At 56.1% G+C, this 19,016-nt stretch carries 16 protein-coding genes; 6 read left to right on the forward strand and 10 right to left on the reverse strand.

The window, feature by feature from the left end; genetic code table 11:
• Positions 1–321 precede the first annotated feature (321 nt).
• The 5 genes from ELR57_RS04370 to ELR57_RS04385 all read left to right on the forward strand — a co-directional run bounded on the left by ELR57_RS04370 (position 322) and on the right by ELR57_RS04385 (position 5,470).
• Entirely contained in the window at positions 322–555 is a 234-nt protein-coding gene (locus tag ELR57_RS04370) for a hypothetical protein (RefSeq protein ID WP_126957618.1), read from the forward strand.
• Positions 556–587: 32 nt separating this feature from the next.
• On the forward strand, positions 588–761 hold the full coding sequence (locus ELR57_RS28020) for a hypothetical protein (RefSeq protein ID WP_192896512.1): 174 nt from the start codon (positions 588–590) through the stop codon (positions 759–761).
• A 233-nt stretch (positions 762–994) separates the two neighbouring features.
• The gene (gene pepF / locus ELR57_RS04375; RefSeq protein WP_126957620.1) at positions 995–2,797 is read left to right on the forward strand and encodes an oligoendopeptidase F; all 1,803 of its coding nucleotides are present in this window, start codon (positions 995–997) and stop codon (positions 2,795–2,797) included.
• Between the two features lie 163 nt (positions 2,798–2,960).
• Complete coding sequence (locus ELR57_RS04380) at positions 2,961–4,091, forward strand: HD domain-containing phosphohydrolase (protein WP_238162399.1); 1,131 nt, start codon at positions 2,961–2,963, stop codon at positions 4,089–4,091.
• A gap of 146 nt (positions 4,092–4,237) precedes the next feature.
• On the forward strand, positions 4,238–5,470 hold the full coding sequence (locus tag ELR57_RS04385) for an aminopeptidase (RefSeq protein WP_126957622.1): 1,233 nt from the start codon (positions 4,238–4,240) through the stop codon (positions 5,468–5,470).
• Here ELR57_RS04385 and ELR57_RS04390 read toward each other — a convergent pair.
• The 7 genes from ELR57_RS04390 to ELR57_RS04420 all read right to left on the reverse strand — a co-directional run bounded on the left by ELR57_RS04390 (position 5,467) and on the right by ELR57_RS04420 (position 12,270).
• Positions 5,467–6,018 carry a DNA-deoxyinosine glycosylase gene (locus tag ELR57_RS04390; RefSeq protein ID WP_126957624.1) on the reverse strand — a complete coding sequence of 184 codons (552 nt, stop codon included), beginning with the start codon at positions 6,016–6,018 and terminating at the stop codon, positions 5,467–5,469. The genes ELR57_RS04385 and ELR57_RS04390 overlap by 4 nt on opposite strands.
• A gap of 123 nt (positions 6,019–6,141) precedes the next feature.
• Positions 6,142–6,972 carry a carbohydrate ABC transporter permease gene (locus tag ELR57_RS04395; protein ID WP_126957626.1) on the reverse strand — a complete coding sequence of 277 codons (831 nt, stop codon included), beginning with the start codon at positions 6,970–6,972 and terminating at the stop codon, positions 6,142–6,144.
• On the reverse strand, positions 6,972–7,853 hold the full coding sequence (locus ELR57_RS04400; protein ID WP_126957628.1) for a carbohydrate ABC transporter permease: 882 nt from the start codon (positions 7,851–7,853) through the stop codon (positions 6,972–6,974). Before ELR57_RS04400 ends, ELR57_RS04395 begins: the two co-directional genes overlap by 1 nt.
• Positions 7,854–7,952: 99 nt before the next feature.
• Positions 7,953–9,377 (reverse strand): extracellular solute-binding protein, encoded by a 1,425-nt coding sequence (locus ELR57_RS04405; protein ID WP_126957630.1) that lies wholly within the window; start codon positions 9,375–9,377, stop codon positions 7,953–7,955.
• Between the two features lie 220 nt (positions 9,378–9,597).
• Positions 9,598–10,230 (reverse strand): fumarylacetoacetate hydrolase family protein, encoded by a 633-nt coding sequence (locus ELR57_RS04410; RefSeq protein ID WP_126957632.1) that lies wholly within the window; start codon positions 10,228–10,230, stop codon positions 9,598–9,600.
• Positions 10,227–10,994 (reverse strand): glycerophosphodiester phosphodiesterase, encoded by a 768-nt coding sequence (locus ELR57_RS04415; protein ID WP_126957634.1) that lies wholly within the window; start codon positions 10,992–10,994, stop codon positions 10,227–10,229. The genes ELR57_RS04410 and ELR57_RS04415 overlap by 4 nt, the downstream gene beginning before the upstream one ends.
• Positions 10,995–11,019: 25 nt before the next feature.
• Positions 11,020–12,270, reverse strand: coding sequence for a CapA family protein (locus ELR57_RS04420; RefSeq protein WP_192896513.1), 1,251 nt, complete (start codon positions 12,268–12,270; stop codon positions 11,020–11,022).
• Between the two features lie 320 nt (positions 12,271–12,590).
• Between ELR57_RS04420 and ELR57_RS04425 the strand changes: the two genes are divergently transcribed.
• Positions 12,591–13,532: a transposase gene (locus ELR57_RS04425; protein ID WP_126957638.1), complete on the forward strand. Its 942-nt coding sequence runs from the start codon at positions 12,591–12,593 to the stop codon at positions 13,530–13,532.
• 357 nt (positions 13,533–13,889) lie between these two features.
• Here the strand turns inward: ELR57_RS04425 and nagZ are convergent, their stop codons facing one another.
• Genes nagZ through ELR57_RS04440 form a run of 3 tightly spaced genes read right to left on the reverse strand, consistent with a single transcriptional unit; the run spans position 13,890 to position 18,974 of the window.
• Complete coding sequence (nagZ, locus tag ELR57_RS04430) at positions 13,890–15,473, reverse strand: beta-N-acetylhexosaminidase (RefSeq protein WP_126957640.1); 1,584 nt, start codon at positions 15,471–15,473, stop codon at positions 13,890–13,892.
• Positions 15,474–15,517: 44 nt separating this feature from the next.
• A complete protein-coding gene (locus tag ELR57_RS04435; protein WP_126957642.1) occupies positions 15,518–17,134 on the reverse strand; it encodes a response regulator in 1,617 nt (538 codons plus the stop codon).
• Complete coding sequence (locus tag ELR57_RS04440) at positions 17,106–18,974, reverse strand: cache domain-containing sensor histidine kinase (RefSeq protein WP_126957644.1); 1,869 nt, start codon at positions 18,972–18,974, stop codon at positions 17,106–17,108. The genes ELR57_RS04435 and ELR57_RS04440 overlap by 29 nt, the downstream gene beginning before the upstream one ends.
• Positions 18,975–19,016 lie beyond the last annotated feature (42 nt).

Genomic DNA, 19,016 nt, shown 5'->3' on the forward strand with positions numbered 1-19,016 from the left:
TTTTGTTCCACGTTCGAATCCGCAAGTCCCGCGAGGACAAGAAATCGGCGTCGCGTAGCGAATTACAGCGCTTTCGGCAAGTTCTCCGAATGGCGTCGAACACCCCCGTTTTCTCCCAATATAATCCCTATTATTGGGTATATATCCCAATGTAAACGTTCTTTTGGCTGCCTCTCTCCGCTAGGTTCCGTCCGAAGAACCATAGTCCCTTTTTCCTACGCCAATGTCGGTCCCTCCCGGGCTTTGTTTGATTTCTGATGCCATCTCTTCTATGATTAAGGAAAAAACGCCCTGTGGCTGCCTATGGAGGCCGATCGATTCATGTTCGCCAAACACGTTATCTACAAGCACGACAACTACAATATGCTGACCGTCGAGGTTCAAGGCAAGACTCTCGTGGTCCGCGAGATCTCCGATCAATGGGGAGAAGAATGCCATAAGTTCCTCAGTCGTCCGGAGCTGATGAATTGGGCGGAGAGGCGCTTCACGGCCGGCGATTTCCCCGGAGGAGAAGCGCAGCTTCAGGAGACTCTTCAAGCCCTTCGTTCCATATAATAGTCCTGTATCCTTAGGAGGTCGCCTGTCGCTTGGAAGCCAATCTTATCTTCGCGCTAGCCTCGTTCGTGCTTGCCGCCGTCCTGATCTGGCAACGCGAGGTCATTCCTCAGAAGCTTAGACGCGGAATGGCGATTATCTCGCTCGCGCTCGTCGCTTTCGCCTTCTTCCTGATCGTTTATTCCTTCTTTACCGCGGGGAGTTAAGCTCTCCTCCTCCCTTATATTTGCAGACCGCAAGGACATACTAGAACGGCAACCTTTACCAATAACCGGGAGGGCCGTTCATGAAGCCGTATGTCCTGTCGTCCGCCGCCGCATTGGCGGCTTTGTCTTTATGGTGCACCGCCGCGGAGCCGAGCGCGAAGGCCCAGCCGCAGCTTATGCCTTCCGCTCATGCGAAGCCCCGCGATTCTATAATTCAGAGGAGGTCATCTGACATGAACCAACTACCTAAGCGAAGCGAGACGGACGCCGCCTATCATTGGCGCCTGGAGGATCTGTATGCTTCCCAAGCCGAATGGGATGCCGAGTACGAGAAGGCCCGCAAGCAGATCGGCGAGGTCGCCGCATTCGAAGGCCGATTGAAGGATGCCGCCTCCATCAACCGCTGCTTCGAGCTCGAAGACGCCATCTCCCTGTATGCGGAGCGTCTGTACGTTTACGCGAACATGCATCACCACGAGGACATGGCCGAAGGCAAGTACCAGTCTCTCGCCGAGAAGACGAAGCGGCTTAGCGTGGAAGTGAACGAGGCGCTCTCGTTTATCACTCCCGAGATCCTGTCCCTAAGCGAAGAGGAACTGAAGAAGCTGATTCAGGATCCTTCGTTGAAGCCTACATACAAGCGCACTCTCGAGGAGATGCTGCGCCAGAAGCCCCACGTTCTGTCCAAGAACGAGGAAGCCCTGCTCGCCCAAGTCGGCAACATCTCCCAGTCGGCAAGCACGATCTTCGGCATGCTGAACAACGCCGACCTGAAGTTCCCGAAGGTGAAGAACGAGAAAGGCGAAGAAGTCGAGCTGACTCACGGACGCTACATCCAGTTCCTGGAGAGCCGCAATCCGGAAGTGCGCCGCGACGCCTTCAAAGCGGTCTACGAAACGTACGGCAAGCTGCGCAACACTCTCGCCGCCACTCTCAACGCCAACGTCACCAAGAATATTTTCTACGCGAATGCCCGCAGCTACCCTTCGGCTCTGGAGATGTCGCTGTTCGGGGACAACATCCCGCAGAGCGTGTACGACAACCTGATCTCCACGATCCACGACCATCTGCCGCTGATGCATCGCTACATGGCGCTTCGCAAGAAGCTGCTGAAGGTCGACGAGCTTCATATGTACGACTTGTTCGCGCCGCTGGTCGACGAGTTCGATATGGACATCACCTACGATCAAGCGAAGAAGACCGTTTACGACAGCCTCGCTCCGCTGGGCGACGATTACCGCAACGTCCTGCAAGAGGGCTTCGACAAGGGCTGGATCGACGTCTACGAGAACGAAGGCAAGCGCAGCGGTGCCTACAGCTGGGGAGCCTTCGGCACGCATCCTTACGTGCTGCTGAACCATAAGGACAACCTGAACAGCATGTTCACCCTTGCGCATGAGATGGGCCATGCGATGCACTCCTACTATTCGGACGGCAACAACGAATACCGCGACGCTCAGTACCCGATCTTCCTAGCCGAAGTCGCTTCTACCTTGAACGAAGCGCTCCTGATGGATTATCTGCTGGCCAAGTCGACCGATCCGAAGGAGAAAATGTACCTGCTCACGTATTACGCGGATCAATTCCGGACGACGGTGTTCCGCCAAACGATGTTCGCGGAGTTCGAGAAGATCGTGCACGCGCGGACCGAGAGCGGCGAATCGCTTACTCCTCAGGACTTGTGCGATATCTATTACGACCTGAACGTGAAGTACTACGGGGACGGCATGGTCATCGACAAGGACATCGAGATGGAATGGGCGCGAATTCCTCACTTCTATACCAGCTTCTACGTATACAAGTACGCGACGGGCTTCTCCGCCGCGGCCAGCTTCTCCAAGCAGATCCTGGAGGAAGGCAAGCCGGCGGTCGATCGCTACCTCGGCTTCCTGAAGAGCGGCGGCAGCGACTACCCGATCAACATCCTGAAGAAAGCCGGCGTCGACATGTCCACTCCGGAGCCGGTCGCCCAGGCGATGAGCGTCTTCGAGGACTTGATCGAGCAGATGGAGAAGCTGACGGCTAACCAAAGCTGAACGACCATCGTTTAATCGAAACGCATCCTCCTCCGGTTGCCCTGGAGCGAGGATGCGTTTTTGATGTGCGATAAAATTTGATACGGAATGATAAAAATGGCAGGATTCATCCGCATTCCTAACGAATGATGTGTTTCAGTACGTTTGAAGGAGTGCATGGAGATTGCTCAAATCGGAATTGTCCTCGGATCAGCTGCTAACGATTATTTTCGATTATATGGCCAAAATCTCCAGCGAGAAATCATTGGATCGAGTACTAGTGCGGATGGCGGACATGGGGCGGGAGATGATCGTCGCGGACCGCTGCGCGGTCTGGCTTATCGACGAGAGCAAGCGGGAGCTGTATACGACCGTCGCCCACGGGGTACAGGAGATTCGGATCCCGATAGGCAGCGGCGTCGTCGGCCATGCGATCGCAACCGGGGAGCCGATCATCATCGATGACGCGTACGCCGATCCCCGGCACAACGCCGATAACGATCGTCTGACCGGCTACGCGACCAAGTCGATCATTACGATTCCCTTCCGCAACAACGACGGAAGCGTCATCGGAGCTTATCAAGCCGTCAACAAGCTGACGGAAGCCGGCATCTTCTCGGAACGGGATCTGGAACTGCTGTCTCTGGCGGCCTCCTACGCCGGCATGTCCCTGGAATCGGTCATGCTGCATCAGGAGATCGTCGACACGCAGAGGGAGATTATCTCGACGATGGGCGAGATCGGCGAGCTTCATTCCAGGGAGACCGCCAACCACGTGAGACGTGTCGCCGAGTATTCTTACGTTCTTGCGCTGCGACTCGGGCTGCCGGAGCAGGAAGCGGACAAGCTTCGAACCGTCTCCCCCATGCACGATATCGGCAAGATCGCGATTCCCGACTCGGTTCTGAACAAGCCGGGCCGCCTGACGGCAGAAGAGTACGAATTGATGAAGTCTCATACCAAGATCGGCCACCAGCTGCTGCGAGGGTCACGGCGCGAGCTTCTGCTTGCCGCCTCCATCGTCGCGGAGCAGCACCATGAGAAATGGGACGGCAGCGGCTACCCGAACGGGCTTAAGGGCGAACGGATCCACGTCTACGGCCGGATTACCGCCGTCGCCGACGTATTCGACGCGCTCAGCGTCGAGCGGGTGTACAAGCCGGCGTGGCCGCTTCACCGGATCGAGCAGCTGTTCCGGGAAGAACGGGGCCGTCACTTCGACCCCGCCGTCGTGGACGCCTTCTTCGACAGCCTGCCTCAATTGCTTGAGATTCGCCATCGCTTGGCGGACGACGAGCCAGGGGACCGGCGCTGACGCCGCTTCCTGTCCGCTTGATGCGGGGACGGCAAGATTTTCTCGCTATAATGAATGCTTAAGCCCTGGGCTATGTTAAAATAAGGTGTTCCCCTATTTTGAACTTAGGGTCAGAAATTATATCGAACGAATCGGAGGCAGATACAATGGCTATTACGGAGAAGCAATTGAATCAATACGCGGAGCTGATCGTAAGCATCGGGGTCAAGCTTCAGAAGGGCCAGAAGCTCGTCGTGAACGCGACGACGGAAGCGGTCGAGCTCGTGCGCGCCATCACCCGCAAGGCGTACGAAGCGGGAGCGTTCTCGGTCAAGGTGAACTGGAGCGACGACGTCGTCAGCCGCACGCGCTACGAGCTCGCCCCGGACGAAGCGTTCCTCGAAGAGCCGAAGTGGTACGCGGCGGAGATGGAAGAGCTCGCGGAGAACAACTTGGCGGTTGTCAGCGTCGTGTCCTCGGACCCCGATCTGCTCAAGGGAATCGCGCACGACCGCATCGTCAACCATCAGAAGACGTACGGGAAGACGCTTGCTAAATACCGCCAATACATGATGGCGAACAAGTTCAGCTGGTGCGTCGTCGCCGCGCCTTCGAAGGCCTGGGCCGCGAAGGTGTTCCCGGACGCTCCCGAAGCCGAGCAAGTCGACAAGTTGTGGGACGCGATCCTGAGCAGCGTTCGCGTGAACCTCGAGAATCCGGTCGCCGCTTGGGAGGAGCATATCCGCAAGCTGAACGAGAAGTCTCACTACTTGAACAAGAAGCAGTTCAAGAAGCTTCACTATGTCGCTCCGGGCACCGACCTGACGATCGAGCTGCCGGAAGGCCATCTCTGGCTTGCCGCGGACAGCGACAACGAAGCCGGAGTTCCCTTCGTCGCCAACCTTCCGACGGAAGAGGTGTTCACGGCTCCGCTGGCCAACGGCGTTAACGGCTACGTCTCCAGCACGAAGCCGCTCAGCTACGGAGGCAACCTGATCGACGGCTTCAAGCTTACGTTCGAGAACGGGCGCATCATCGGCGTGGAAGCCGAGACGGGCGAGGAGACGCTGAAGAACCTCGTCGAGATGGACGAAGGCTCCCATTACCTCGGCGAAGTGGCGCTCGTGCCCCACTTCTCTCCGATCTCCCAATCCGGCATTCTGTTCTACAACACGCTGTTCGACGAGAACGCTTCGAATCACCTGGCGATCGGCAGCGCCTACGCCTTCAACCTGCAAGGCGGCACGAAGATGTCCCAAGAGGAGCTCAAGGAGAAGGGGCTCAATCAGAGCATGACTCACGTCGACTTCATGATCGGCTCCGACAAGATGGACATCTACGGCGTCACCGTGGACGGCGAAGAGATTCAAATCTTCCGCCAAGGCGATTGGGCGATCTAATCAAGCTTAGGGGCGGATGGAATCAAAAAAGGCGACAGAATCTCGCGCCAGACCGCCAATCGATCCTCTAGGCCTCGGAATTTAGGAGTAGGTACCGGGCTGGAAGAAGGCAAGCGAAGCACCGTCCGGCTCCGAAGCTCCGGAGTGTCGCCGTATTGCTTCAACAGCTCGGTATGAGACTTGCTGCCGTTGCAGGCGATAACCTGAATGTTCGGGTAGCGGCGAAGCAAGCCCGGTACCTCGTTGGGCACCGCGTTGCGGATATCGCTGTCCAGGCTTCCCGGCCGATTGCAAGCCTCGATCACGTCCCACATGGCAATTCCATGGCGCCTGGCGAAAGCCAGGCGTTCTTCGTATTCGGTCTCGGCCGCCCGCTCCGCCCCTTCCCCCAACAGCTCGAACAGCAGCCTCCAGAAGAAGTTGCGGGGGTTGCCGTAATATTGGTTCATCTCGAGCGATCGGACGCCCGGCATGCTCCCCAAGAAGAGAATGCGGGACTGTTCATCCGCGATGGGCGGGAACGAATGGACGATCGGGGACTTCTCCATCGACTGAGCCTCCTGGGCGCGTTGTGGTTCCCTTATTGTCTCATTCCGCCGCCGTCAGAGCAAACGGTCAAGGCCATAACGGCTCCGTCCCGGAACCGTTATGGCCTTGACCGTTTGCTCCACTTAACCCTTCAAGCTGCCGGCCGTTAGTCCCTCGATGATTTTTCTCTGCAAGAAAGCGTACAGAATAAGCACCGGCACGACGCTGAATACGATTCCCGTGCAGACGAGAGCATAGTTCGTCTGGAACGCGTCGCGGAATTGCACCATTCCCGACGGCAGCGTCCGGAGCGCGTCTTTGCTGATAAAGAAGAAACTCAGAAGGTATTCGTTCCAATTGCCCAGGAAATTAACGATAAATACGGTAACCAGAGCCGGCACGGTCAGCGGCAGAATGATCTGGAAGAACATGCGGAATACGTTCATGCCGTCCACGACGGCCGCTTCTTCCAACTCCTGCGGAATGGACTTCATGAAAGCCGAGATCAGCAGAATGCTGAACGGCAACGCGCCGGCCGTGTAAGGCAGGAAGAGCGACCAGTGCGTATCCAGAATGCCAAGCTTCTGTACGAGGAGGTACTGGGCAATGAACAGAACGTTGCCCGGAATCAGCATTCCGATCAATACGAACTGGTAGATCCCGTTGCTCGTCCGTCGGAACTTCATGCGGGTGATCGCGTATGAAGTGGCCGCGGAGAGCAGAACCCCGACAACGGCGGCGGAGAACGCCAGGTACAAGCTATTGAAAAAGTAAACGTTGATCTTGGCTTTGACCCAGGCTTCCTTGTAATTTCCGAACTCCCAGGTTTTCGGCAGGCCGAACGGATGGGTCGCAATCTCCGTGTTGTTCACCTTGAGCGAAGAGAACAGAATGAACACGAACGGCAGGAGAATAATGACGACATAGGCGATCATGACGATATGAGGGATTGATTTGCGCAGGGTAACCGCCATCAGTATTCCACCTTTTCCTGTCTTCTTACGATAAGAATCTGATAGAGTGCCGTTAGAATGAGAGCGAATATGAAGATAATGATAGACAATGCGGTTCCGTAGCCGTAATCGCCGAACTTGATGGCCTTATTCACCATGTAGGACGCCATAACTTCCGTCGAGCCTACGGGGCCGCCACCCGTCATGACGAGGACGATATCGACGACTCTCAGAGCTCCGGCAATCGAAAGCATGATGACGACGTTAATAATCGGCTTGATCAGCGGCACCGTTAGGTACCAGGCCCGTTGCACTCCCGTTGCCCCGTCGATCATGGCCGCTTCGTCGATGTCTCTCGGAATGGACAGAATAGCCGCCAGAATAAGAACGATATAGAAGCCCATCCATTGCCAAGCGTTCGTAATCAGGATGGACACCAGAGCCCACTTCGTATCGGCAAGGAAGTAAATAGGATCCATACCGAACGTTTTCAGGATGTTATTGATAAGACCCACGTCGGGATCGTAAATATATCCCCACAGAATCCCGATGACCGAGGTCGATAGAATGGACGGCATGAAGACCGTCGTCTTGTAGAAGCCTTGGAATCTCTTCATTTGGCTGATTAGCAGCGAGAAAACGACGATCAGCGGAACTTGCACGCCGCAAGAGAAGAGGAGAATGTACACGTTGTTCAAGATCGAATTGCGGAAGTCGGCGTCTTTGAATGCGTTCACGAAGTTATCGAAGCCGATGTAATCCTTCGTGTTCAGTCCGTTCCAGTTCGTGAAGCCATAATAGACGGAAGTCAGCATTGGGTAGATAAAGAATAGAAAATACAACACGATAGTCGGAACGACGAAAAGCAAGTACACGTAGGGATTTTTCAGCGTTGTTTTCATGATTCCTCCCCCGCCGGCATCGGTAGTCGGCGAATCCCTTATTCATATGGAGAGGCACCCCCGCGCTTGGGCGGGCGGTGCCCCCTCTCTTAGGCTTTATTACTTGGCAGCCGCGTTCTCGGCTTCTTGAACCTTCTGAATCGCGTCGCCGACTTCTTGCGGCTTGGCTTTGCCCGCGATCAGCTTCTGCAGCTGATTCTCGGTTTCCGCATTGACCTTGGATTGAACGATCGAATCGAAGTGCGGGAAGGAAGCGCCGGCGTTCTTCAGTACGTCAAGCACTTGCTTCACGATCGGATCGGTCACCTTCGCGACGGAATCGTCGCTCAGCTTCATCGAAGGAAGCACGCCGTCTTCGAGCAGGCCGCGAAGCTGCATCTCGTCGCTGTACATGTTCTTGATAAACGCCTTTACCGCCTTCAGCTCGTTTTCGTTCAGATCGGCAGCGAAGCCGTAGCCTTCGCCGTAGTTCGCGTTTACGGACGTTTGGTTGGCCTTGCCGTTCGGTACGGCAGGCAGCGGTACGAATGCGACCTTGCCGGCGATCGCCTTGCCTACGGCATCATCCTTGAAGGCGGAGGAGCGCCAGGAACCGTCGAACATCATGCCCGCTTTGCCGGCAACGAAGTCGTTAAGCATGTCGGCGTACTCTTTGCCGAGCTCGCCCTTCGTGAAGTAGCCTTTGCTCTCCCAATCGGAGATGATTTGGTAAGCGGCAACGACGTCCGGGGAATTCCACTTCGTCTCGCCCGTGATAAAGCCCGAGCTCGTGCCTTCTCCGGCAACGCGGCCGATCAGCGTATTGACGAGCATGTTGCCGACCCATGCCGCTTTGTTGCCGGTCGCGAACGGAGTGATCTTCTTCGCCTTCAGCGTATCCGCGGCTTTGATCAGGTCATCCCAGGTAGTCGGCGGGTTAAGGCCGTTCTGCTGGAAGATCTCCGTGTTATAGAAGATGCCTTCCGTATTGCCGCCGATCGGCAAGCCGTACACTTTGCCGTCTACGGAGAACGGATCAAGAACGCCGCTCAGGAATTTGTCCTTTAAACCCAGATCTTCGAGAATCGGCGTCAGATCCAGCATTCGGCCGGCGCTTGCATACTTCTGCGTGTCGCCCGCTCCGCCGAATACGTCAAAGATAATAGGAGGGTTGCCCGCCGCCATCTCGGCCGGAAGCTTCGTAAAGCGGTTTACCGAGTCTTGCACGCCATCGAGCTCGATCTTGAGGCCCGGAACTTCTCCTTCCGTTTTCTTGACGACATCGTCAAGAATCGCCTTGCGGAACTTCTGAGCGTCTGTAATCTGGATGTGCCGAAGGGATACCGTGAAGTTCTCGACCTTCTCCGGGGAAGCCGATTCCGAAGCTGGGGCGGAAGCGGAAGCCGAAGGACTTGGACTAGCGCTTGCGCTCGGGCTCTCGCTAGCGGACGGAGACGACGTGTTGTTGTCGTTGTTGCCGCAAGCGGCGAGGAACGCGGACATTGCGACCGATAATGCCAAGACGGATACCAGTTTCTTTTGCACTCTTAAGACCCTCCTATTTGGTTGTCGTTGATTGGTTACACCCTTATTGTAAGGTCAAATTCTCTAGTCGTAAGGGCCTCATTCCCCTAAAATAGGGATACAATTATCTTGCAATTTCCGGAATTAAGCCCTATGTACGATGGGAAATAAAAAACGGACGCCCCATTCTTCGATTCAAGAATTGGGGCATCCGCATGGGATGATGGCTCGTATACGTCCGTTATTTCGACAGCACGACCTCGGCGCTTCCTACCTTTTGTTCATTCCAAGTCAGCGTAAGGACATCCCCGTTGCTGACCGCGCCGACACCGGCCGGCGTCCCCGTAAACAACAGGTCGCCTGCGCCGATCCCATAATTGGCGGCCACGAAGTCGGCGAGCTGGCGAATGCCGAACACCATGTCGCGGATATCCGCCCGTTGGACTTCCTTCCCGTTGATATCGAGGGCGAAAGGCTTCTCCGCGATGGCTTCCGTTCCCGGATAGGCCTTCCATTCGCCAAGGCCGGCGGAATTGCGGAAGCCCTTGGCCGGGAGCCAGGGGTAGCCCTTGGCCTTGATGACGTCTTGAACGTCCCGGAGCGTGAAGTCCAGGCCGATCGTGAAGTGGGATATCGCTTCGTCCAAGTCATCGCCGGGCTCGTACGACTTGGAGAACAATAGAACGAGCTCCGCTTCATAGTGAACCGAGCCTTGCGTGCCCGTCAGCTCCACTTGGTTCTTCCAGGAGACGGCCGCATGATTCGGCTTGGTGAAGATCATCGGGCTCTCCGGCACGGCGTTGCCAAGCTCGGCGGCGTGCAGGCGATAATTGCGTCCTACGCAGTAAATGTTGCGAATCTCGGGGATTGTCATGTTTCATTCCGTCCTTCCTTTACGGCTATCAGCCATCGATCGGGATAATTCGTACAGATATGCAACGGCTCGGGGAGCGTGACAAGCCGGTCGAACTCCGCGGGCTCATTGACGGTCCATGCCATCACTTGGATTCCGGCCGCGATCGCTTCCTTCAGATTGTCTATCTTGATGGAAGAGTACTCGACGGACAGGAACGATATCTTCAAGGTGCGGAGCTTCTCGATGAGCTTCCGGTTAAGCTTCTTCTTCGTGATCCAGCCCACGGGAAGCTCCGGAGCCGCCCTTCTCGAAGCTTCCAGGAGAGAAAGCTCGAAAGAGGTAATGATCGTATCCTTCTCGAGCCCGAGCCGGCGAACGACTTCCGCCGTCTTGCGGGCAAGAAGCTCCTCGTCGTTCGTTCCTTCCTTCAACTCGATATTCAGCTTGCAGCGGCCGCCAAGAAGAGACAACACCTGCTCCAGCGTAGGCACCGATTCTCCCGCGAAGGAAGGATGGAACCAGCTTCCCGCATCAAGCTTGGAGAGCTCGGCGGCGGTATAATCCCTGACGCGCCCCTTGCCGTTAGTCGTTCGCTTCAGCTTCGAGTCGTGTATGACGACGGGAATCTCGTCCTTGCTGAGGTGGACATCCATCTCGACGGTATGTACGAAAGGCTCGCCTGCGGCCATTCGGAAAGCCGCCAGCGTATTCTCGGGCGCATTGCCGGACCACCCTCTGTGCGCTACGCACGGGTGCAGACGCGCACGCTCGTTATTCGTCATGTTTCTCCCTCGCTTCGCGGGTCATTTAAGGAGAGGTCGTCCCGGCCGCCGGAACAAGGTTCCCATCCGCGTCAAGCGCTACCCCATAGGGAAGCGACAGATCCGACAGCCTGGCGAGCAGGTCGCTGCCTTCGTCAGCCGCCATCGGCGCCGGTTGAGCGTTGGTTGACAGCATAGGGTTGAATTTCAAGCGGCATTCCCCCTGCTTCGTGCACGCTGCCTGGAGCACTCCGGTCTCTTGCGTCAAGCGGTCTCCCGCCGTCGTGAAGACGAAGTTGCCCAGGCTGTAGGCAATCCACTTGCCCTTGTACGTCTCGAAGCCTTGAAGAACATGGGGATGGCTGCCGATGACCAGATCGGCTCCCGCGTCTATGAATTCGTGGCCTACCGAAGTTTGCAGGCCGATTGGCTTCTGCACCTTCTCTTTGCCCCAATGCACCATCACGACCACGATATCCGCCAGTTCCTTGGCATCCTTGATGGCTTGCACCGCCCGGGTCGTGCTATACGTCTCGGCCACTCCCGGGTGATTCTTGTCCGCCTTCCACTCGGTTACCGGAACGACATTCGTCACTCCGATGTATGCGACGCGGATTCCGTTATGCTCGAAATAGGCAGCCGTATAGGCCTCAGTAGCATCGTTGCCCGATCCGACGTGATCGATTCCCGCGTCGTCGAGGTAATCCATCGTATCGCTCAAGCCTTCCCAACCCTGGTCCAGACTATGATTGTTGGCAAGAGTCAGCAGATCGATACCGGCGTTCTTCACTCCTTGAAGCGAGTCCGGGTGCCCCTTGAATACGAAGCTCTTATTCTCGGCGGGAGTTCCCCGCAGCGTGATCGGGTTCTCCAGATTGCCGGCCGCGACATCCGCTGTCTGAAGCAGATCGGACGACTTAAGAAAAGGATACTCCGCTCCGTTCTTGACGATGTACTCTTCCACTCGGGCTCCCAGCAGGATATCCCCTACGAAGGCAAGATTAACGATTGGATCGTCGCTCCCCGTTTCCAAAGGAGCGGCCGCTTCTTCATCCCCCGGCTCCCCGCTCGGCGCCGGCGATGCCGGATCCGACGACTGCTCCGGATTCCGGGTCGCGGACGCCTCTGTTTCGACCGGCGATTGCAACGCCTGCTCCCCATCCTTGTCGTCCATCCAATGATAGACAAGAAGAGAGCCTGCCCCAAGGATCGCTGCAAGCATTACGACATTCAAACCGAGAAGAATGCGGGCGCGTTTGCGATTCTTTCGGCGGCTTTGCATGCGAGAATAGGTCATTGCGCGCGATCCCTCCCTATCCATTTCCTGCCCGTAATTATAGCATAAGCCAGCCTGGAACACATGCCGGAAATGTCGAAAGACCATTCCGCGGAACGACAATAACCGATATCCTCTTTAATCTCGAATGCCGCTCTCGACAGCTTCCTATTTTTACCACTTATGTCCGGTTAAAAAATCCTTTTCTTCATCGCCATTTACAGTACCTTATCCCAGGCGCTCAGGGCTGCGAAATCTAGTAATATCCATTTTCATATTGATACGAGAACATATGTTTGGTATAATTGGGAAAAGAGAACCAGTCGGAGGAGGTACGATAAATGCTCGATGACGCTGCGGCTTTCGAGGAGTTCAAGAAGCGATTCTCTTCCGAACAGGCCTGCGCGGAGGCGCTTTTCTTAGCTCGGTGGCCAACCGGGTTCCGCTGCCCGCAATGCGGCCACTCTCGTTGCTATGAGATTCGGACTCGCCGTCTCCCTCTTTACGAATGCAGCTCTTGCCGGCGCCAGACGTCTATCATTGCGGGCACGATCCTCGAGGGGAGCTCCACGTCTCTCTCCCGCTGGTTCCAAGCCATCTACCTGCTCTCGCAGCCGGCCGGCATCTCCTCCGTGGATCTTTGCCATCTGATCGGGGTTACCTACAAGACCGCCTGGCTGATGAGCCACAAGATTCGGCATGCCATGTCCGCTGAGATCGAAAGTCTCGTTCTGGCCGGCACGCTCCGGATCGAGCACTTCGAATATGGTTCCGTCTATTATCCGGATGCCTGTCACCCCCTACTTCTCGCTGGAGCAATAAACGAACAGAATGAGGCCGAGCAGATTCGCATCGTTCAACCTTCGCCCGAACATATCGACGACGCGTCCAGGCGAATCCTGAAAGAGGGCTGGCGCGCCTGCCAGCAAGCGTGCACGATTGGCGAGAACGTTACATACATTCAAAAAGCGGCCAGATCGCTTCCGTCCATGCACGCTCACAAAATCCGCAGCCGCAGGTGGCTTAACCGAACCTTTTGCGGAATTAGGGCGAAGCATCTTCAAGCATATCTCAACGAATACTGCTTCCGCGCGAATCGGATTTCCAGAGGCGTCTGCGATATCGATTCGTTATTTTGCCGCGTTTTTGCGCAGTGCGCAGCAGTCCAAACCATTCCCTATCCTGTTCTAACCCGTGACAAGCCCGTCCTTCAACCGCCATGGAGAAAACTCAGCAGCAAAGCCAAGTGGAGGGGGCGCTGGCTTACTTTGAGGTCTGCCTGATTCCCGCTCCCCTTACTTTGGCCTGCTCGTCCCGAAGATCAAATACGCAGTCCTCCAGAATAACACCTTTTGAGGCGAACAGCCTTCTCCGGGCCTAACAGCTCCCAATACGAACCTCCACTCTCTTCGTCAAGCTTCTCCCACTTTGCTTGATTCTGCTAAGTCTCAACCCCCCTTCTTGTTTCCGTCAAGCACCGTCAACCGTTCCTGAGCGGGAGGGATAAGGTACTGTATTTGGGCTTTGTTATAAGAGACTTTTTAACGGGGAGATGCGTCGCGAAGGAAAAACAAAAAAGCCGGACGACAAATGTCATCCGGCTAGGACATGCGCGCAAGAATGGAGATGGAAGCGATTGATTAGTTCGTGCGAGTATAAGACCCAACGGTGATCGGGAGCCGGCCTTGGGCGGGAAGCCTGCCCGACAGGACGCCGGCGAGAGCGTTCATCATGGTCGGCTTGTTCTCGTAGGTACAGATGTAGAGAGGAACATCCGGAACCTCCAGAAGGTCGTAAGGCGTCCGGGTTGCTACGAGACCGAAGATGCGGTTCGGAAGCTCGGACAAACGGCGGATCAGCTCCGTTTGAGGCTTGGAGAAACCGGCGTCATAGGAGGCGAAGAGGATGATATCCGCTTGCTCGGCAGCTTGCACGACCGACAAGCTCTCCTCCTCGTCCGGATACAGCCCCACTCGAAGCTCGTTAACGGAGTACCCCTCCGTCCGCAAGGCGGCGCCGAGAGTTCTCTCCTGCTCGATAACCTCTACTACCTCCGTGCCGACCCTGGCTTCGGCCCAGACGGTCAGCAAATTCGCGGATCGCGGCAAAGGAAGCCGTTCGCCGCCCTTGACGACCGTGACCGCCGCTTCGCTGATCCGCTTAGCGATCTCTTCCGCTTTCTCCCTGTTGGATGCGGCCGGAAGCTCATCCGTTAACAAGCCTCTTGCCTGCTTGAGCTTCCAGATTCGCTCAACCGCTTCGTTGATGCGGGATTCCGGAATTTCTCCGGCGAGAACGGCATCGTAGACCGCCTCGACGGCAGCGATCTGGCGATCCAATCGATGGCTGACCAGGATGAGGTCCGCTCCTCCTTTGACGGCTTTGACCGCGCCGCGGGCGACGCCGATCGTCTCGGAGATGGCATTCATCTCCAAGCAGTCGGTCACGACGACACCTTCGAAGCCAAGCTGCTCGCGAAGAAGCCCGGTCAGGATTCGCTTGGATAACGTAGCGGGAACATCGTCCGGTTCATAAGCCGGGAAGACGACGTGGGCCGTCATGATGGCATCTACGCCGGAGGCGATCGCCGCGCGGAAAGGAACCAGCTCGATGGAATCCAGGCGTTCGCGGCCGTGCGGAACGACCGGGAGCTCATGGTGGGAGTCGGCATCGGTATCGCCATGGCCGGGAAAATGCTTGGCGACGGCAGCGACGCCGCTAGCCTGGTAGCCCTTGAGCGCCGCGACGCCTAATGCGGCGACGCTCTCCGGATGCTCCCCGTAGGAGCGGACTCCGATGACCGGATTCGACGGATTGTTGTTCACGTCGAGGCATGGAGCGAAGTTCATGTTGAGGCCGATCTCGCGAAGCTCGGCACCGGACAGGCTCGCCGCTTCGTATGCCCATTCGGGCTGACCGGCCGCGCCGATCGCCATGGCGCCCGGCATGACCGTCACGCCTTCCTCCAGCCGGACAACCATCCCTCCCTCCTGATCGATGGAGATGAACAGGGGGTACTTGGCTAACCGCTGAAGGGAAGCAGACAGCTCCGCCACTTGCGCGGCATCGCGCATATTGCGGCGGAAATAAACGATGCCGCCTAACGAGAACTCTTCGATAAGTCTGCGAATGCCTTCCGTCGGTTCATGGCCGTCGAATCCGCAGATGAACAATTGACCTACTTTCTCTCGCAAGCTAAGGGTATTCCAAGCGACGTGCGTCATTCCAAGCTGCTCCTCTCCATTATGTCCCTATCGATTTAACGGTTCTATACGACCTCATTGGACGGCCGATGAGACTTCTCGCGATATTCCGAAGGCAGCATTCCCGTATACTTGCTGAACACCCGGGTGAAGTACCTTCGTTCCGCATAGCCGACCATCTGGCCGACCAGAGTTACGCTTTTGTCGCTCAAGGCCAGCAAGGATTTGGCCATCTCCATCCTCTGTCTCGTGACGTATTCGACGAACGTCTCGTTGAAATGCTGCTTGAAGAGCAGGCTGAAGTAGCTTCCGCTGATTCCCAAATAATCGGCAAGCATATCGATGCTCAGATCCGAGGACAGGTTCCTCTCGATGTAGTCCTTGGCCGACAGCATAAGAACGTCGCTCGTCTTCTTCTTCATGACATTATCGATCGATTGATCGACCAGCCGGTTGATGACTCCCAGGGTATCCCGAATTCCCGGGCTGTGATCGATTTGATTCCAATAATTCAATTCCTCGTTGCGCCCGATGACGTCCATCGCCCTCATCTCGCGGAGGAGGTGCAAGCAAATGTAATGAAGGATGGGCTCTACCCGTTCAAATGAAGATTCCGGAAGCCGCTTGAAGCTCTCGTTCAATTCTTTAAGCGCAGCTTCCGTCTTCTTCCGATCGCACCTCTTGAGCCCGGTTACCATCTCCTCGATACGATCCCACAGCCCGACGGTCTCGTCCGATTGGCCGCGGTTCTTCTCGGGGATGAGCACCGCCCCCCCATTCGTTCCGGCGTTGCCGAGATGCAGGGATCTCTGCAGCGATTTGTAGGTCTTCGCCAGCTTCTCCAGCTTGACCGGCGCAGGATGGAGAAGCACTCGGATATTCAGCTTCAGGTATTTGAGGACCGCTTCGCGGAGCTTGCTTCCCCATTCGAGGCACTGGTCGCGATCGAACGTCTCGACCGGAAGCCTCTCGATCAGCACGCACCACTCGCCGCTTCGCACCTGCAGGACCGAATGGGGGACTTCGAAGCTGTTGAGATTCTCCAGCAGGATGTTATGAATCGCGAAATTCCACAGCTTCCGTTCCTTGTCGTCCCAGATGCATTCCTTGCGGGAATACTCCTCGACGTCCACGAGCAGCATCGCGAACGTAAGGTCTTCCCCGGAAACCTCGTGAAACTTCAGGAACGGCTTGGATGCTCCGCTTCCGCCGACATCGATGAGCAGGTCGTATAGCACTTTCTCGTACGCCAGGCTGAACATCTGCCGCCATTCGGTCTGAATGACCTGTTGCTCGGCGCGAAGCTCCCGAATACCGTCCGCCAGCCGGCTGATCGTCTGGGCGAGTTCCTCGTAATCGATCGGTTTCAGAATATAATCCCGTACCTCATATCGAATAACCGACCGAACATAGCTGAAGTCCTGATAACCGGTCATCATGATGACCTCCGCGTCGGTATTGAATTCGCGCAGCGCGCCCAAGAATTCAATCCCGTCCATGACCGGCATGCGGATGTCGCACAGGATCAGGTCCGGCGAATGCTCCCGAACGATCTCCAGGGCAATCTCGCCGTTCTTCGCCGTTCCCACGATCTCGACGCCGAGCTCCTCCCATGGAACGACGGCTTGCAGGTTCTTGAGGATATTGATCTCGTCATCCACCAATAGAACCTTCAGCATCATGAGCCTCACCCCTTGTAGTCTTAGGTATGACACACTTGATAATCGTGCCTTGGCCCGGAGCGCTGCATAGAATCAACCCGTATCCCGCTCCGTAATGGATTCGGAGTCTGTCCGCTACGTTGCCCACTCCAAGCCCTCTTCGCTCGCCCGTCTCCGACGATTCCTCGTAGAGCTCCTCCAGCGTAGTGACTCCGCTTGCGGCGAATCGAGCAAGCTGCTCCTGCGAAATGCCGATGCCGTTGTCTTCGACGTAGAAGGCAATATTGCCCTCTTCTTCAACCCCTCGGACGACGATCCTGCCCAGATAGTCGATCCCTTCGAAGCCGTGCTGGATGCTGTTCTCGACGAGCGGTTGAAGCGTGAGCTTCAAGATGCTATGGGAGTACAATTCGGGCGGGACGTCGATCTCGTATTCGAACAGCTCCTCGAAGCGGAATTTCTGAATCTCCAAGTAGCTTCTCAAATGCTCGAGTTCTTGATCGACTCGAATTTCCTCTTTCTGCTGAATGCTGATTCGGAATATATTCGCCAGTCGCTGCACCATTTTGCTCACCTTGCGCCCTTCGTTCTGGACCGCCAGGATGTTGATGGATTCCAGCGCGTTAAACAAAAAGTGCGGTTTGATCTGCGCTTGAAGCAGCATCATCTCGGCTTTGCGCTTGCGCTTCTGCTCCCGGGTGACGTCTTCCAGCAATTCGGATACCCTCTCGACCAGGCTGTTGAAGCCTTTGGCCAGGATGACGGTCTCGTCGTTGCCGGAGATCGACACTCTAGTGGCGAGGTCTCCCCGCTCCACTCTGCGCATGGCGCTTACGACGGTAACGATAAAACGGATGGTGCGCCTGACGAACATCAGATTAAACAACAAGGCGAAAGCGATCGACGCCAGCGTAATGCCGAGAAGCCAGCTGAGAATCTTCGACTGGCTGCCGGAAAGGTACTTCCAATCCGTTACGGTCACGAGGGACCAGTCTCCGACGCCAAGCCGTTTGATGTCTCCGAGGTTGTGCACGGAAACCATGCTTTTCTCGCCTAGGAACTTCATCTTGACGCTCTGGAAGTTGCTGGATAGATCTACCTCGCCTTCCGGGTCGGCCTGAAGTCTGAAGTTCTGCCCCTGCAAGCTCTCGTCGCTGTCGTAAACGACCGTGCCGCCTCGGCCGACGAGCAGATACCTGCGATTGCCGCTGGCAGCCGTATTGTAGAAATCGAACGTGTGATTCAGCTCATTCATCTGGAACCGAATAACAAGAATCCCTTTGCTCTTCAACGTATCGATATCGAGCAGAACCCGAATCTGGGTGAACAGGTTGTTCTGACCCGTCAGATCTTTATCTTCGTTCGGGCCGATCCATACCGGCGCTCCGTTCTTCTTCAGCACTTCCCGGTAAATCGGTTTCGCCTTGAGAACCTCCAGTTCGATGGGCGGATCCGGAATAAAACTGACGTTGACTACCCTTCCGTCGTTCGGGTACAGGGTAACGGACTTGATTCCGGGATAGGTGAGAAGCACTCGCTGGCTCAGCTTCTGCCTCTCCAGCATCTCCTCCATGTACTTGTCGTCTATCGAGGAATTGGAGGCCGCGTTCATGCCGCCGATGGACTGCTCGACGCTCTGGACGCTGTCCTTCGTCGTTACCCAGAAGTCGGAGAAATAATTCGCTTCCTTGATCATGTTATTGATGTTGCGCCCGATGGCGTTCATCGACAGCTCGAGCTGCTCCGTATATTTCTCTTCCGTGATGTGCTGGAAGACGAGATACGAGACGGATCCTAGCACGAATAATGGTACGATGATAAAAACAAAAAAAGCGGTAAAGACCCGTCTCCCCAAGCTCATCGGCTGAACGTCCTTCCTCTCATACTCGTTGCTCTGATTATA

The sequence above is a fragment of the Cohnella sp. AR92 genome (genome assembly GCF_003990975.1).
Lineage (GTDB): Bacteria > Bacillota > Bacilli > Paenibacillales > Paenibacillaceae > Cohnella.

Excerpts from the sequence above, each read along its gene's own strand:
- nagZ (WP_126957640.1), bottom strand. The coding sequence starts at position 15,473 with ATGACGCACGTCGCTTGGAATACCCTTAGCTTGCGAGAGAAAGTAGGT.
- ELR57_RS04385 (WP_126957622.1), top strand. The coding sequence starts at position 4,238 with ATGGCTATTACGGAGAAGCAATTGAATCAATACGCGGAGCTGATCGTA.
- ELR57_RS04370 (WP_126957618.1), top strand. The coding sequence starts at position 322 with ATGTTCGCCAAACACGTTATCTACAAGCACGACAACTACAATATGCTG.
- ELR57_RS04440 (WP_126957644.1), bottom strand. The coding sequence starts at position 18,974 with ATGAGCTTGGGGAGACGGGTCTTTACCGCTTTTTTTGTTTTTATCATC.
- ELR57_RS04420 (WP_192896513.1), bottom strand. The coding sequence starts at position 12,270 with ATGACCTATTCTCGCATGCAAAGCCGCCGAAAGAATCGCAAACGCGCC.
- ELR57_RS04390 (WP_126957624.1), bottom strand. The coding sequence starts at position 6,018 with ATGGAGAAGTCCCCGATCGTCCATTCGTTCCCGCCCATCGCGGATGAA.
- ELR57_RS04415 (WP_126957634.1), bottom strand. The coding sequence starts at position 10,994 with ATGACGAATAACGAGCGTGCGCGTCTGCACCCGTGCGTAGCGCACAGA.
- ELR57_RS04410 (WP_126957632.1), bottom strand. The coding sequence starts at position 10,230 with ATGACAATCCCCGAGATTCGCAACATTTACTGCGTAGGACGCAATTAT.
- ELR57_RS04425 (WP_126957638.1), top strand. The coding sequence starts at position 12,591 with ATGCTCGATGACGCTGCGGCTTTCGAGGAGTTCAAGAAGCGATTCTCT.
- ELR57_RS04435 (WP_126957642.1), bottom strand. The coding sequence starts at position 17,134 with ATGATGCTGAAGGTTCTATTGGTGGATGACGAGATCAATATCCTCAAG.
- ELR57_RS04395 (WP_126957626.1), bottom strand. The coding sequence starts at position 6,972 with ATGGCGGTTACCCTGCGCAAATCAATCCCTCATATCGTCATGATCGCC.
- ELR57_RS04400 (WP_126957628.1), bottom strand. The coding sequence starts at position 7,853 with ATGAAAACAACGCTGAAAAATCCCTACGTGTACTTGCTTTTCGTCGTT.
- pepF (WP_126957620.1), top strand. The coding sequence starts at position 995 with ATGAACCAACTACCTAAGCGAAGCGAGACGGACGCCGCCTATCATTGG.